Genomic DNA, 14,368 nt, shown 5'->3' with positions numbered 1-14,368 from the left:
GTTTTTGTTCTCGCAACACTACACACGCAATTTGTTTACAAGGGCCTCCAGCTCAGCGGAAACCTGGCTGATCTGTTCTGCAGATTCGAAAATTTTGGCGAAGGAAGCCTGCTGTTCCTTGGCACTGATCCGGATCTCACCCGATACAGACGAGTTTCTCTCTGCAAGCTCTGCCAATTGTTTAATCGCTGCGGTAATCTGTTCGGTCTCGGCAACCATTTGCTGGGTAGCTGCAGACACCTCTTGAATTTGACTCGTCACCGTATCGGTTGCCACCAGCATGCCTTTAAACAGCTCACCCGTTTCTTTGACAACCTCAATTCCCTTAGCGACGTTGTGTTCTCCTTCGCTGATGGCTTCTACCGCAGATGCCGTTTCATCCTGAATGTATCGAACCAATTCAATGATTTGGTCCGCCGATTTTCTGGATTCCTCCGAAAGCTTTTTCACTTCACTGGCGACGACAGCAAACCCGCGGCCCTCTTCGCCGGCTCTTGCCGCCTCGATTCCGGCATTGAGTGATAACAGATTCGTCTGAGAGGCAATTTCGGTAATAACCTGCACGATCTGACCAATCTCATGTGAACGGTTCTGCAGCTTCTCGATGATATGCACCGAGTTTTTGACCGAATGATCGATGGAATTCATCTGCTCGATAACCTGCTCCACATTGTGGTTACCACGCTCCGATTGCTCCTTCATCTGCACAGATATCTCAGAAAGATCCGATGTATTGCCGGCAATCGTTGATACGCCGGATGAGATTTCCTCAAGCGAAACCACGCTTTCGGTAATGGAAGTGCTCTGCAGAGCAACGCGTTCCGACATTTCCTCCATATTTTTAGTAATAGCTGAAGATTTGTTATTATTGACTTCCACAGCGGAGAAGAGGAATTTAGACTGCTCTGCAGACTGCTCCGATACCGTTTTGATCGTTGTGACAAGTTCATTAATATGATTGACGGTTGTATTGAACTTGGCATTGACCTGGCCCAGCTCATCTTCGCCAGCTTTTAATTGGACGGTGAAGTCACCTTTGCTCAGCTTGTCCAGCGCCCCCATTAATGCTTGAATCGGTGCGAATGTCCGTCTAATCGTGAAGTATTGCAGCGCTAATACGATCAGCAAGGTAATCAGCAGCGCGCAAAAACCGTATTGGTGATCAATTCCTGTTTCCCGGAAGCGATTAAGCTTGCATCCACGTCGATCCCCATGTAAGCAAAAATTTCCCCGCTGGCATCCTGGAAAGGATGCAGCACGGTGATCCAGGTACCATAATTGTCTTTATAGGCTTTGGTGTAGACGATTTTTTTCGTTTTCAGCATCTCTCTTACGGCATCGGCATGGATATCCGGCTGTTCGTATAAGTCGCCCAGATTCAAGTCTTCTTCGGCAAACATATCGAGCACTGCCGTCGGCATGGCAATAATCGAGGTCTGGTTGCCACCCTCGAGCTCCGGTCCAAAAATATAGCCCTGTGCAATATTGGGATGCGTTAAGGATAGATCATCAAACGTCTTGGTAAGTTTTTTTTGGATATCCGCATTGCGGTCGGTGGCGCCTTTCACCGCTAGAGCATCTTCCACCGATACGGACTTAACCAAGGTATCCATAATTTTTCCAGAATCGGATTGCAGCTGCTTCGTCAGCACGTTGTCCTGGATATAATAACTAGATCCAATAACGACAGCACCCGTAATAATGATATACAGGCTTGTCCATAACATATTTTTTGTAACAATGCTCAAATTTTTAAAACGCATTCCTCTTGATAACGGTTTTGGCTCACTCACTTGGTGTCTCTCCTTTGATATCTCTTATGTATCTTCCAATTAAAATAGGGATTTCTTTTGCGAACCTGTCGCATCACCTACTTTCCTGGAAACTATAAAATTTCCGGAATTTTTCATGAATACATTACATTTTTCAAAAATGTTCATCTTGAATGAACCGCTTTCCCCTCCATCATTCTTCTGACATAGGTCCATTCCACACAAAGTTCTTGTTATGCGAAATTCCAGTTCAATAGATCCATATTCACGTTATGATTCCATAAACCTTACATCTTTTGTACTATTAATAAATCGGCATATCCCCTTTAATTTTTAATACTTTAGTAATATTTGAATGCAAATTAGTCCTGATTTTCGACAAATATTTGAATTTTTCATGACTGCTATTGCCTTAAAGTTCCGCTTTTTCAGCTTGTTTTGAAACGCAAAAAAGACGACATTCCGTAAGTCTTGTGACTTAGGAATATCGCCTTTTGGTTCATTGCTTTTTCGCTGATATCTAGCTAAAGAGCTCCATCATGTTTTTTAATTTCTTTTCTAACGCGCCAAACAGTACAAAGCGATCCTCTCTCAGATGCTCTTTTCCCTCTACGAATAAGAGGAGTACCGGAGCGGTAAATATCAAATATCTCGAGGCGATTTCCCCGACGGCTTCGCCTTGGATATGTCCCAATGAGATGCGAGGGAACTGCTCCAACAATTGTCTAAGTTTGGGTAAGATCGCGTGGCATACGCTGCAATCTTGTCTGGATACATAAACAAAACTGAAGGTGTGATCTTGAATAAACCGCTCGATGGCCTCTATCGATCTTAGTTCTTCCAGTTCTTTCATCTTTTACACCATACTTTCAGGCGCGACAAAGGATTATGTCAGTCCAGAACCGCGGTGATATGCGCAGACGTAACCGCCCAGTGTGAGGCCGTCCAATATTTCGCTTGGTCCTTCACATAGATAATTTGCGGTGATTCATGCTTTACGTTCAAATCCTCGGCAATTTTATTGGAAACCGGCCGGGACTCAATGACTTTAACCAGCGTGTAATCCACATCGCTGTTTGGTGCCTTTTTCAAGTAAGATTCGAACTCCGAAAGAGCATTGGAGCTAACCGGGCATGTCGTGCTATGCTTCAAAATAACTTGGCCGCGCTCGGAGGATTTTTCCAGAATCGCATTCCATTCTTCTAATGTCGTGATTTCATTCCATTGCATATGATATTCTCCCCTTGGATGTGATGTAATGCATTGCATTGCTTCTATTATACAACCAATCGCTATGATACACATAGGCTGTACCATCTTTCATGTGAGACAGTCGGATGGCGATCATCCTCCCCCATCGAGATCCTTTAAATCTCGTATGGGCTGGAGGAAAATCATATCCGCTCCCGTCACGTCCTTCGAGCACAAAAAGAACCACGATGGACGCGGTTCCCTTATGAATATGTATGGATTCGAAGTTATGATTTTAAGGCTTTCACAATCAAAAAGTGAGGGTTCGTCATCAGGCGATCATACCATTTGGCCATCCATTCCTTAGCTTCCGGGTTGTCTTTATCCGCTAAACTGGGCTGCGGCTCAATCAGCTGATCGATTCGAAACCGTGAAGAAGTTACGTTGATGATTTCCTGAATCGGTCTTCTATAAAAGGAGACTTCGACGGGTCCGGACTCCGGTTTGTTCCAAACCTCCGTCAATAACTCACGAGCAAAGTAATCTTGGCGATCAAAATGTTTAACATCCATAAAGGGATGATGAACGGAGTAAATCAAACTGCCGCCAGGTTTCAGCACGCGCTGAAATTCGCGAAAGGTCGGCGCCCAATCCTCGATGTAGTGAAGCGTCAATGAACTTACGATAAGATCAAAAACCTCATCTTCAAAGGGCAGATCCTCGGTTATGTCGCATGCGAATACCGTCGCTTCATTGCCGACTCGCCTCTTACAGGCTTCTACCATCGCCGGACTCAGATCAACCGCTGTGACCCGGGCCCCTCGTTTAAGAAATTGCTCCGTATACCACCCCGCGGCACAACCAGCATCAAGGACGGTCATTTGCTCCATGTTCGCCGGTAACAAATGCATCATGGCCGGCCTTTCGTAATACGCATTATGTCCGCTCTGCGAATCTACATGCCGCTCGTAGTCTCCAGCCAGCTTATCATATGCTTTAATGACCTTCTCCTTCATGGTTCATCCCCCCTCTAGTGACAGAACTTCATTAAGCAAATCCTTGAACATCCGATGAAGATTAACGTATCGATTTCTGCTATATCCATTCCCGATCCTCCGACCAAGAGCCGATGGAAGTTGCTGTCATTGCTCGCTCCCTGTTAGTCAGCTTGAATACAGCGAACAATACGTCCGCTCAAAATTTCCGGCCATCAAGTCCTCTTTTCGCATGTAAAATTGCAGCTCACCGGCATCCCACCAGCAAAATCCTACATCGTCGTCCGAATCGATCGCGAGCAGAAGCAGTGTATCCCGAATTTCCTGCTGGGCTTGCTCCGCGTTGCCTCCGCAATGATCGGTGATCTGCTGCATAGCCGCCTCCATGGAGTAATTGTACTCGGATCCGGTTAGCAGCATTAAAGCAGCCTCATGCTCACAATCTCCGTGCTGGGTAGAGGGATAGCCAAAGATCATTGCAATGTCGTCAGATCCCAGTCCAGTCAATTGATGACACAGGTCCTCATAAGATTCAAAATCGTGCTCCTCATCCTCGACGATTGCGTCATCCACATATGCGTAATTAGGAGGCTCAAGCGTAGCTCTGGCTTCAATACGGTAGCCGGTGAATTCTTCTTCTAACGTGGTTTCCTCAGGAGCCTGGCGTCGAACCGCTGCCGCCGTCTGATCCTCTGTCAGATACAGAACCCGATGTTCAATATTATAGGCAGGCTCATCAACGCCAATGAAGAAATACAGCATTCCGCCCAGTGGAAGCGAAGCGGTGGCATCATGAGCTGCCACATCCCTCAACTGCAGCTGTGCCAAAAACGTCATCGGCGTACCTTCCGAAGTCAGTGGCCATTCAATTTCTTCGGGAAGATCCGGATCTCCGCCAATCCGTGAATGGCACGGCCTGGCATAGTCCTCCACTCCCTTTTTGGATAACCGTATGCCTTGGCGCGTATGTTCGATTAAATAGTCAGCTGCATGTTCAAATTGGTGTTCCTTGATGATGCTCTGCATCTTGATCAAGTTATGTTCGTTTAACTGCATGTCTTGTTCCTCTTCTATTCAAAGTTTAGATAATAATCATAACAAAAAACGAGGATTTGCACGATTCCCTACTCTTGCTTAAAGAGAAAAAGCGGCAAATCGAACGCCTATCGTTCAATCTGCCGCATCGCGAAGAATAAATAGGTGGTCGAAGAACCCTCAGCCTTTACTTGAATTCGATTATAAATGGCTGATGTTCTGTCGGTCCGATCGCAACAGGCCCCTGCTCTTTGACATAATTTTTGCGGCCGTTCACGAGAAGCCGGCGATGGTCCGGACTCCAATACATCTTAGAAGGTATGACCCCATGATAGATGGGTTCTGCGCTCAGTATATTCTTCCCTTGAAGCTTACCTGCATAAATTGTATTCTCCCCGTTCTGGGAATAGGCGATATATTTGCGATCCTTCGAGAACTCATAGCTATCCACCTTCTCCAGCAGAATGGACAGCTCATGATTTCTGCGGTCATATACGTACAGGGTTCCCTCCGTTCCTAAGAATACGAATTGATCATCGTTCAACCATGCGGCTTGGTCTGTGCCGATATCATGCTCATACTGAACATCAATCGCATTGCCGTTGACGGCACCCATAGCAATTCGACGACCGTGACCGTATTCGTCCAGAACGATGAGCGCCATTTTCCCGTCATCCGAGACGATCACCTTAAAGGGAAGGGCTTCCGTTTCAAGACCCTGCAGCCGATAAACACGTGCCGATTTCGCTTCCGTATCAAAAATCCCGATGCTGGACTGCCTTTTGTTTGATTCCATCACCATATAGCTTACAAACCGGCTGTTGCCGGACCAAGTCGGTTCCTCAAACCATAGCTCCTGATTGGCATCTGTCGTAGCTTCGAGGCTTTCCACCTCCCCGCCCGGATATGCTATCAATTGCAGAAAAACGCCCTCCTCCGTTTTGGCAATTCCCGAAACATATTTTCCATTGGGGGACAATTGATAGGAAAGCTTATTCATTTCAATCTCTAATGAATGGTCAACTCGCTCGTATGGGGATGGAAAACGCTGCAAGCTCAATTTCGCCGCGTCTACTGCTTCGGTTTCATAAAAAAGACCGACTACCGACTTGGATGATGACCAGCCGAGCAATTCAACTGGAGCCTTGGATTCTGGCATTCGATAAATCGTCTTCACTTGGAAAGGCCGGCTTCCCTCGTCCACGGCTTGATCCGATTCCTCGCTGGGGATAATGACGGTCTCAGATTGCAGTTCGCTTGCACAGCCGGTCAGTAAAATCAAGGCAAGAGCATAGCATAATTTTAAATGTTTATATCGATATCTCATTGGACAGCCCCCGTCTTTACATAAGGAATTTCAACATAGACGACAGTATGAAACTTCTCGCTGACGATACGGATGGTTCCGCCGTGATCATCGACGATGGATTTAACGATACTGAGGCCCAGACCCACACTGCCCTCTTCCTTCTGCTTCTGGCTCACCGAGTAGAACGGCTGGAAGACGTTTGCGAGCTCGTCATCCGGTATGGGCTCTCCGGGATTATCGAAGGTATAACGAACGCTTCCGTCCACACGCTCAGCATTGACGGTAATTTCCGATTGGGCGGCACTATATTTGATGGCATTATCCAGAAGATTGATAAAGAGCTGGCGCAGCCGATCAGGCTGGCCAAGCACGAAGGAACCTTCCTCTGCTTCGCAAACGATGCTCTTTTTATAGCGCTTGGCCCGGAACGACATGGAGTCAACTACATCGCGCAGAATTTTCCCCGAATCCACAAGCTCTACATCCTCTTCTCCAGCGTTGTGCTGCGATACTTCCAACAGCCTTAGCACCATGCCATGCAGACGTCGACTCTCTTCAACGATGTGATTCATGCCCTTATCGAAGAACTCCCGATCGTCATCCCCTTTCTCCCGAATGATCTCGGCATAACCCAGAATGGAGGTGAGCGGCGTTTTGAGTTCATGGGTCACATTGTCAAAAAAACGTTTCTCCTGCTCATTTAGCTCCTTCAAGCGATCCCGGTCACGCTCAATCGTGGATATCTGGCTACCGATCCGGTCGATCATGTCATTGAAATTCAGAGCCAGTTTGCCAATTTCATCTCTTCGCCGGAATCGGATTCGAACATCCAGGTTTCCGTTCTTTACTTCAGTGGAAGCGCGGGTAAGCTTCACTAGCGGTATGGTGATATTCCTGGACAGCAGGTACGAGAACAGGAACGCTGCTCCGAATATGGCAAGCGCAATGTAGAAAATAATGTCCATGATCCGGCCGCTTTGTTCGTAGAGCAGGGTGAAATCCTTGGTAAACCTCAATATGCCCACCTTGACTCCATCGATGATAACCGGATATGAATAGAGAACGGTTCCGCTATTTCGACCATAGGTGATGGTATAGGCCGTCTTTCCCTCGATCGCTTGGCGAAGATCCGCATCCGAGGGTCCCGAGAATCTTCTCTCGTCCGATGAGAACAATAACTTGCCGTCGACGGTGTACGCGCTGACATGGCTAGAGGTAGCATGCTTCAAATCATTCACCATTTCCTCGGCCATCTGCCCGAAATAAAGCTTATTGTTCGTAAAATGATTGATAAGGAAAGCTTGCCTTACATATACATTGCTGTTGTTTTTAAGTCCAACCAGATCGGAAGTTACGATCTTCTGATTGCTTGTCCGAATGATCTCCTTGACGGTTTGATTGAGTACGAGGAACGACAGACTGAAGATCACAAAAAAACCAACAATAAACTTGGCTCTGATGGTTCGGATCATCTCTTATTCCGCCTGCTTCTCGAATTTATAGCCGATGCCGAATACGGTTGTGATCAAATCGCCGGCATCCAGTTTTTTGCGGAGCCTCTGAATATGCGTATCCACCGTCCGGGTATCCCCAACAAAATCATATCCCCAGACCAAATCCAGCAGTTCCGAGCGTGTATAAATTTTCCCCCGGTGGCCGTACAAGGTCAGGAGAAGATCAAATTCCTTCGGCGTAAGATCAACCGATCTTCCGTCTTTCTTGACCAGTCGCTCTTCCATTACGATTTCGATATCCCTGAAGCGGATCACGGCTTCCGGCATTCCTCCCCTATCCCCTTGGTTCGCCTGATCCAGCCGCCGGAGGATCGTGCGAATTCGGGCGATTACCTCCCTCAGATCGAAGGGCTTCGTAATGTAGTCATCTGCACCAAATTCTAGCCCGAGCACTTTATCCGTGATGTCGGATTTTGCCGTAATCATGAATATGGGGATGTTATAGTCCGTTGTTACTTTTTTGCATATATCGAGCCCGCTTTGGTCGGGCAGCATCCAATCCAGAAGGAGCAGATCGGGATGAAATGCCGCAAGCTCCCTAAAGCCTGCGGCACCGCTGGCCGCGGTACGGGTTTCAAAACCCTCCATCGCGAGGCCATAGGCCAGCAGATCGGCGATCGGCTCCTCATCTTCGATAATGAGAATTTTTGTTTTTTTCATGAAGTCTCCATTCTTTTTCCATACGCCTATTTGATGAATCGATTTTAGCATATACGGTTTGCTAATGATAAGTCTAATCCGTTACAGGCTTATTAAGACTGCGATTCGGGCAAATGCAGCAAATCTGGAACCGTGACGAACGAGTAGCCTTGATCTTTCAAATCCGGTATGAACAGTTGGAGCGCCTCCAGCGTGTTGGCAAGATGATTCTTACCATTTGCGGTATGCTGAAGAATGATGCCTCCTGGCTTCAACTGCTCGTGGATGATTCCCATGATCTCCTGAGCAGGCACACCTGACCAATCCATCGTATCTACAGACCAGTTCACAATGGCTAGACCCTTATTTTGTATAGCTTCCACTTTGTCCTCATCCAAAGCGCCATAAGGCGGCCTGAACAAGGATGGTCGATAACCAATGATGTCGTTCAGTTCCTCCTGTGTATCCATGACCTGCTTCATCGCTTCCTCCATAGACAGCTCCTTAAAGTTGGGATGTGACCAGGAATGATTTCCTATGACATGACCTTCCTCTTTAATCCGCCGCACAGTCTCAGGATGGGCCTCAGCCCGGTTTCCCAGAATAAAAAAGGTAGCTTTAATATCGTTTTCTTTCAGGATATCAAGAATTTTGGGCGTAACAATGGCATCCGGTCCATCATCGAATGTAAGTGCGACCTGTTTGCCGTCTTTCGCTGAACCATTAAAATACACCTTCTTCTCCATGGGCCGAATTCCGCTTTCAGAGGTATCGGGCGATCTTTCTTCATCTAAATCACTCGTTCCTTGGTGTTCAAGCGAGAGCTCCTGCGATCCCAAAAAATATTCTCTGAGTCCATCGACAATAGCCTGCGCAGCAAGGTCTTGTCCTTCATCGCTCAGCAGGAAACGCTCATCCTCCGCATTGGTAAGATATCCAACTTCAACAAGCACTGCGGGCATCCTGGGTGTACCTAGCACTTTTAGTTGTTCTTCCTTTATGCCGCGATCACGGAGTCCAATTCCCTCCGCCAAATGCGTCTGAACGGCTTGGGCCAATGGAATGCTGTCCTGGTTTCTGTATAAGGTTTCTGTTCCTGATACCATAGGATCCGTATAGGTGTTGCCATGGATGGAGATGAAGGCATCCGCATTCCCATCATTCGCGATCGCTCCCCGCTCCTCCAATTCTATGAATTGGTCATCCGTACGTGTCAAGAGAGGCTCAAACATAGGATCCTCCTCAAGGAGGGCAGCAACCCGTCCGGCAAGGGACAGATTGAACGCCTTCTCATATGCGCCGCTGACTCCTGTAGCTCCAGGATCCTTTCCCCCGTGGCCTGGATCGATGACGATCCGAAATGTTTCTTGATGATTGGGCACGGCAGGAAGCGTCTTATAGTTATCTGCAACTCTAGCAGATGATGCCGGCATCAACTCTACCGTTGATGAACCGACGTGCCATGCCAATTTGAAGCCGACGATAAGCAGGATTGCAATAAATAGAATATAGAAGACTCTGGTAAATTTCTTTCTTTTCTTGTAATAGTTCATGGCTCCTCCTTCTGGATGATCGTGCTAGATACGAATCCATAAGAAGAATATAATCGCCGGATGTGACAACGATTTTACCAAGATGTCAACAACTTGTGTCCGATACTGTACTATGGATACAAACAAAAGTATTTTCATAGATTCATGAGGATGCAAAACCACCGCGCAGAAAAAAAGCCGCATGTGTGCGGCTTTCTCGAATTCATACACTTTTAAATTTATAAACCCGACGTGTCTCCTCCCTGATTCACCAATGACAGATCGACGTAAATCGTACAGGCAGACGGCTTGCGTCTGCGTTACACATTCAACGAATAGGACGAGCGAGCAATCTCCGTGGCTTGAACCATGTTACGAAGGGATGCGACCGTTTCTTCCTTACCGCGTGTTTTGAGGCCGCAGTCCGGATTGATCCAGAACAGCTTCGGATCCAGGACCCGCAGTGCACGCTCGATCATGCTTGTCATCTCTTCCACTCGAGGTACCCGCGGACTGTGGATATCATACACGCCTAGTCCGATCCCTAATCTGTACGTATTGACCTCGAAGCTATGAATCAGCTCGCCATGACTGCGCGAAGTTTCAATCGAGATGACATCGGCATCCATCGCCTCGATCGAATCGATCATGTCATGGAACTCGCAATAACACATATGCGTATGAATTTGCGTGGTCGGCTGAACCGTGCATGTGGTCATGCGAAAGGCTTTAACAGCCCAAGCGAGATACTCCGCTTGATCTTCCTCCTTGAGCGGCAACCCTTCGCGCACCGCTGGCTCATCCACCTGAATCATTCCTATGCCCGCCTGCTCCAGCGCCTCTACTTCCTGTCTTAGGGCATAAGCCAGTTGATAGGCGATCTGTTCCCGCGAGATATCTTCGCGGACGAACGACCAGTTCATAATCGTAATCGGGCCGGTTAGCATCCCTTTCACGGGCCGGTCCGTCTTCGATTGTGCATATTTCGTTTCCTCCACCGTCATCGGTTTCTCGAATGCCACATCCCCGAAGATCACAGGCGGTTTTACGCAGCGTGAGCCGTAGGACTGAACCCATCCAAACTGAGTGAAGGCAAAACCTCCAAGCTTCTCTCCGAAAAATTCAACCATATCCGTTCTTTCGAACTCCCCATGCACAAGCACATCAAGGCCAATCTCTTCCTGCAGCTGGATCCAAACATCGATTTGCTCTTGAATGAAGCGCTCATACTGCTCATGGCTCCACTCTCCCTTACGCCACGCCTGACGTGCCTTGCGCACCTCGGCTGATTGCGGGAAGCTGCCGATTGTCGTGGTCGGAAAAATCGGCAGCTTCCATTTGTTTTGTTGAGCGACATGACGCTCCGCAAACGGCAGACTGCGAACCGGATTCTGTGCACTAATCTCTGCAACTGCCTGCTGGATGTCATGGCGATTCCGCTCTCCGGATTGTTTCAGCGCCTGAAGCGCAGCATCGCATGCTTCCAGTTCCTTGGAGATTCGGTCAGCTCCCGTGGAGATTGCTTTTGTCAAAAGAACCAGTTCATTCAGCTTCTCGTCTGCAAAGGCGAGCGCCCCTTTCAATTCTGGCTGCAATTTCGTTTCGCTGCTCACCGTCACCGGAACATGCAGCAAGCTGCACGAAGATTGAACGATCAGACGTTCAGGGGCTACGTATTTCGTCAGCTCTTCCAATTGTGACAGCTTCTCGCGAAGAGACGCCTTCCAAATACCCCGTCCGTCGATTATGCCGGCGCCCAACACCTTATTCGCAGGAAACCCTGACTGTTTAATCGCTTGCATATTGCCTTGGTATCCGTGTACCAGGTCAAGACCGATGCCGCTAACCGGAAGCTGTATAATATCCTGATAGTTTTCAACGGATTCAAAATAGGTTTGCAGCATGATGTTCAATCCTGGTGCCGAAGCCGCAAACGTTCCATAAATGCTGGTTAACCGCTTAAGATCGGCATCGCTTAATTTTGTAACGAGTATCGGCTCATCGATCTGTACCCATTGAACGCCATCTTGGGCAAGCTCCTGAAGAATCTGTACGTAGAGCGGTAACAATTTTTCCAGCCAAGCATCCGTCTCCGACGACTGATATCCTTTGGACAATTTCAGGAAGGTGAGCGGACCGACAATAACCGGCTTGCCTTCTATTCCGAGCTTCTCCTTGGCCTCCCGATAGGCTGCAAGGGGTCTGTTTTCAGTCAGTACCGGTGCAGCCCCATCCAATTCAGGCACGATATAGTGATAATTGGTATTAAACCACTTGGTCATTTCACTTGCCGTAGCATCCTTCGTTCCGCGTGCAATACCATAATATACAGACAATGGCACAACGCCGCCCTCATAAGAGAAGCGTTTCGGTACGATGCCAAACATCGTCGCCGTATCCAGAACATGATCGTAATAACTAAAATCATTAACCGCAATAAGATCAATCCCGCTCTCCTGCTGCTTCCGTAAATGATTCAACCGAATCTCCTGCAGCTGCCTGTGAAACTCCGATTCTTCCAGCTTGCCTGCCCAGAATGCTTCCAAGGCTTTCTTCCATTCACGATCAGCGCCAATACGTGGATATCCCAGTACACTGCTTTTTGCCATCTATGTAACACTCCTATACAAATTGTTACAAGAAAGATATCATGTATTGATCGGTATAGTGTAACTCATATAAGCTATATCTAGTTATAGCCTATGGCTATAACTAGATTGGTATGCGTGTAACGCATGTTTCGCTTCAACGCAAAAAAACCGCAAAACGCGGTTTTTCATCAAGGTTTCTCTATGGTTTTCTAACTATTCTCTGATCCAAGCATCCAGCAAACGAAAAGTTTCTTTAGCCGAATGTATAATCTCATCCGGATCCTCCCCGGTATTGAGCAGTACTTCCCGGAATTCGGTCCATCTTGGCTTGGTCTCTTGACCATATGCATAGAAATAACGTAAACCCGACTCCGGACTCAGCGGCAAGAACTTCATCACTTGTTTCGTAATGACTTGGCCACCAAGTGTGGATCCCTCAATAACATACAGATATCCTAATATTCGTGCTTGGCTGCTCAGCTCTGGCAATTGGCTGCACAGTGGCAATTGTGCAATCTCATCAGGATTCATTCCCAGATGAATAAGATCTTCTTCCAATAGGTTCGATTTCGTTCGGATTTCCAGATCCAAACCAAGATGGTTCACGGCACCCTCTGCCTTCAGCTGCTCTTCGGCCGGTTTAATAAATCCGTAAAATTTCGCTAAATAAGACCGATATTGATCTATGGTCAAGGTCTGATCGAAGGCCGCTTTGGCGTATGGATTCTGTTCGATTCGTTCATGCTGGGCTGCCGTCTCTTCTCTTATCCGTTCTAAAATCCGCGTGCTCATGGATAACCCCCTCAATGTCTCAGGCTGTAATGCAAGGACAAGCACACCTGTAACAAACCGCTACAATTAAGTATCGGTCAGTCGATGAACCCTGCGATTAATATATCATACCGAGGATACGATGAATACATAGCAGGCTCAAAGGTGCCCGATATCATAAGATAGCAATTGTTATGCACGTTGAAACACCCTATAATAAAATTTACTTCGGACTGTAAAGGAGCTTAACTATGAAGACAATTGGACTAATCGGGGGAATGAGCTGGGAATCCTCCATTGAATACTACAGAATGATAAATGAGCAGGTGAGAAGCCAATTGGGTGGCCTCCACTCCGCCAAATGCCTTATGTACAGCGTGAACTTCGAAGAGATTGAACGCTATCAATCCGAGGGGAATTGGAAAAAAGCCGGTGAAACATTAGGTGAAGTTGCACTTTCACTAGAAAAGGGCGGCGCCGATTTTATTGTGATATGTTCCAACACGATGCACATGGTACTAGATTACATAGAAGAAAGATTAAGGATCCCTGTGCTGCACATTGCCGATGCTACGGCTAATCAAATCCATGAACATGGGATGCGTACAGTAGGCTTGCTTGGAACCAAATATACCATGGAGCAGAATTTTTATAAGCAACGATTAGAATCTAATGGTATTCAAGTGCTCATCCCCAATGAACAAGATCGAGAGATCGTAAATAAAGTGATATACGAGGAATTATGTCTCGGTAACATCCAATCGAATTCAAAAGCTCACTATAAAGAAGTTATTGAACGGCTGATTCAAGTTGGAGCCGAAGGAATTATTCTGGGATGTACGGAGATCGGATTATTAATAAAACCCGAGGATTCCAATGTTCCTCTGTTTGATACAACCTTCATACATGCCATTGAAGCCGTCAATAAATCATTGGAAAGCTGACTCTACGATTTTGCTTTCCCTTCCTGATGTTGGGAGAGGATCCAAGGTGATTCTCGGCATCCTCTCATTCAGCAT

Annotated in this window: 13 protein-coding genes; 1 reads left to right on the top strand and 12 read right to left on the bottom strand. The window is 47.1% G+C overall.

The annotated features are described in order from the left end of the window. Window positions 1–18 precede the first annotated feature (18 nt). The 12 genes from AC0VZ8_RS15600 to AC0VZ8_RS15545 all read right to left on the bottom strand — a co-directional run bounded on the left by AC0VZ8_RS15600 (window position 19) and on the right by AC0VZ8_RS15545 (window position 13,370). Window positions 19–1,128 carry a methyl-accepting chemotaxis protein gene (locus AC0VZ8_RS15600; RefSeq protein ID WP_475487451.1) on the bottom strand — a complete coding sequence of 370 codons (1,110 nt, stop codon included), beginning with the start codon at window positions 1,126–1,128 and terminating at the stop codon, window positions 19–21. Window positions 1,129–1,133: 5 nt separating this feature from the next. Then, complete coding sequence (locus AC0VZ8_RS15595; RefSeq protein ID WP_475487450.1) at window positions 1,134–1,793, bottom strand: hypothetical protein; 660 nt, start codon at window positions 1,791–1,793, stop codon at window positions 1,134–1,136. Window positions 1,794–2,292: 499 nt separating this feature from the next. After that, the gene (locus AC0VZ8_RS15590) at window positions 2,293–2,625 is read right to left on the bottom strand and encodes a thioredoxin family protein (RefSeq protein WP_475487449.1); all 333 of its coding nucleotides are present in this window, start codon (window positions 2,623–2,625) and stop codon (window positions 2,293–2,295) included. A 38-nt stretch (window positions 2,626–2,663) separates the two neighbouring features. Then, entirely contained in the window at window positions 2,664–3,002 is a 339-nt protein-coding gene (ytxJ, locus tag AC0VZ8_RS15585; protein WP_071224090.1) for a bacillithiol system redox-active protein YtxJ, read from the bottom strand. A 248-nt stretch (window positions 3,003–3,250) separates the two neighbouring features. Then, window positions 3,251–3,979: a class I SAM-dependent methyltransferase gene (locus AC0VZ8_RS15580; protein WP_071224092.1), complete on the bottom strand. Its 729-nt coding sequence runs from the start codon at window positions 3,977–3,979 to the stop codon at window positions 3,251–3,253. A 147-nt stretch (window positions 3,980–4,126) separates the two neighbouring features. Beyond that, window positions 4,127–5,014 (bottom strand): YwqG family protein, encoded by an 888-nt coding sequence (locus AC0VZ8_RS15575; RefSeq protein ID WP_071224094.1) that lies wholly within the window; start codon window positions 5,012–5,014, stop codon window positions 4,127–4,129. Window positions 5,015–5,180: 166 nt separating this feature from the next. Next, entirely contained in the window at window positions 5,181–6,320 is a 1,140-nt protein-coding gene (locus tag AC0VZ8_RS15570; RefSeq protein WP_475487448.1) for a hypothetical protein, read from the bottom strand. Further along, window positions 6,317–7,774, bottom strand: a complete 1,458-nt coding sequence (locus tag AC0VZ8_RS15565; RefSeq protein WP_475487447.1) for a sensor histidine kinase — start codon at window positions 7,772–7,774, stop codon at window positions 6,317–6,319. Before AC0VZ8_RS15565 ends, AC0VZ8_RS15570 begins: the two co-directional genes overlap by 4 nt. A 3-nt stretch (window positions 7,775–7,777) precedes the next feature. Then, on the bottom strand, window positions 7,778–8,476 hold the full coding sequence (locus AC0VZ8_RS15560) for a response regulator transcription factor (RefSeq protein WP_260067391.1): 699 nt from the start codon (window positions 8,474–8,476) through the stop codon (window positions 7,778–7,780). 92 nt (window positions 8,477–8,568) lie between these two features. Further along, window positions 8,569–10,008: an N-acetylmuramoyl-L-alanine amidase gene (locus tag AC0VZ8_RS15555; protein ID WP_475487446.1), complete on the bottom strand. Its 1,440-nt coding sequence runs from the start codon at window positions 10,006–10,008 to the stop codon at window positions 8,569–8,571. A 299-nt stretch (window positions 10,009–10,307) separates the two neighbouring features. Then, entirely contained in the window at window positions 10,308–12,596 is a 2,289-nt protein-coding gene (gene metE / locus AC0VZ8_RS15550) for a 5-methyltetrahydropteroyltriglutamate--homocysteine S-methyltransferase (protein ID WP_475487445.1), read from the bottom strand. A 195-nt stretch (window positions 12,597–12,791) separates the two neighbouring features. Further along, window positions 12,792–13,370, bottom strand: coding sequence for a biliverdin-producing heme oxygenase (locus tag AC0VZ8_RS15545; RefSeq protein WP_260067394.1), 579 nt, complete (start codon window positions 13,368–13,370; stop codon window positions 12,792–12,794). A gap of 230 nt (window positions 13,371–13,600) precedes the next feature. On the opposite strand from AC0VZ8_RS15545, the gene AC0VZ8_RS15540 reads away from it, so the two are divergent. Continuing rightward, window positions 13,601–14,293, top strand: coding sequence for an aspartate/glutamate racemase family protein (locus AC0VZ8_RS15540; RefSeq protein WP_071224107.1), 693 nt, complete (start codon window positions 13,601–13,603; stop codon window positions 14,291–14,293). Window positions 14,294–14,368 lie beyond the last annotated feature (75 nt).

The sequence above is a fragment of the Paenibacillus sp. QJM3NY_38 genome (assembly GCF_056173265.1).
The sequence above is the reverse complement of the archived record's forward strand: the minus strand, read 5'-3'. Positions and strand labels throughout refer to the sequence as shown.

Coding starts and splice junctions, on each gene's coding strand:
- AC0VZ8_RS15570 (WP_475487448.1), bottom strand. CDS start 6,320: ATGAGATATCGATATAAACATTTAAAATTATGCTATGCTCTTGCCTTG.
- AC0VZ8_RS15580 (WP_071224092.1), bottom strand. CDS start 3,979: ATGAAGGAGAAGGTCATTAAAGCATATGATAAGCTGGCTGGAGACTAC.
- AC0VZ8_RS15555 (WP_475487446.1), bottom strand. CDS start 10,008: ATGAACTATTACAAGAAAAGAAAGAAATTTACCAGAGTCTTCTATATT.
- AC0VZ8_RS15545 (WP_260067394.1), bottom strand. CDS start 13,370: ATGAGCACGCGGATTTTAGAACGGATAAGAGAAGAGACGGCAGCCCAG.
- AC0VZ8_RS15565 (WP_475487447.1), bottom strand. CDS start 7,774: ATGATCCGAACCATCAGAGCCAAGTTTATTGTTGGTTTTTTTGTGATC.
- AC0VZ8_RS15575 (WP_071224094.1), bottom strand. CDS start 5,014: ATGCAGTTAAACGAACATAACTTGATCAAGATGCAGAGCATCATCAAG.
- AC0VZ8_RS15590 (WP_475487449.1), bottom strand. CDS start 2,625: ATGAAAGAACTGGAAGAACTAAGATCGATAGAGGCCATCGAGCGGTTT.
- ytxJ (WP_071224090.1), bottom strand. CDS start 3,002: ATGCAATGGAATGAAATCACGACATTAGAAGAATGGAATGCGATTCTG.
- AC0VZ8_RS15560 (WP_260067391.1), bottom strand. CDS start 8,476: ATGAAAAAAACAAAAATTCTCATTATCGAAGATGAGGAGCCGATCGCC.
- metE (WP_475487445.1), bottom strand. CDS start 12,596: ATGGCAAAAAGCAGTGTACTGGGATATCCACGTATTGGCGCTGATCGT.
- AC0VZ8_RS15540 (WP_071224107.1), top strand. CDS start 13,601: ATGAAGACAATTGGACTAATCGGGGGAATGAGCTGGGAATCCTCCATT.